The following is a 306-nucleotide window of genomic DNA, read 5'->3' on the forward strand; positions in this document are numbered from 1 at the left end:
GAACTGCCTGTTCTGTACTGACATTTTTTATCCCATGAGCTAAGAGATACTTCTGTATATTCTTAAAAACTCCAATCCCATCATCTACAATAGAAATCTCTGTATACAGGCAATCTCTCTTTACTGCATAACTGATCTTTTCTGCTCCTGAATGCTCGATAGCATTATTCATGATTTCAGCAAATGTATATGCCCATATATCTTCTGCATTTTTCGAAATTTCCTTCAGTTCCGGTAAAATCTCTGCATAAAAGATTTGATCCTCTTCTAAAGTTCCATCATTACTGACACTCCATTTTTTCTCAT

Annotated in this window: 1 protein-coding gene; it reads right to left on the minus strand. The window is 35.0% G+C overall.

Annotated features, from left to right (window positions below):
* A partial coding sequence (locus PZH32_RS12605) for an ATP-binding protein (protein ID WP_275208590.1) occupies nucleotides 1-306 on the minus strand: 306 nt, incomplete at both ends.

This window comes from Adlercreutzia equolifaciens (assembly GCF_029076695.1).
Lineage (GTDB): Bacteria > Actinomycetota > Coriobacteriia > Coriobacteriales > Eggerthellaceae > Adlercreutzia > Adlercreutzia equolifaciens_A.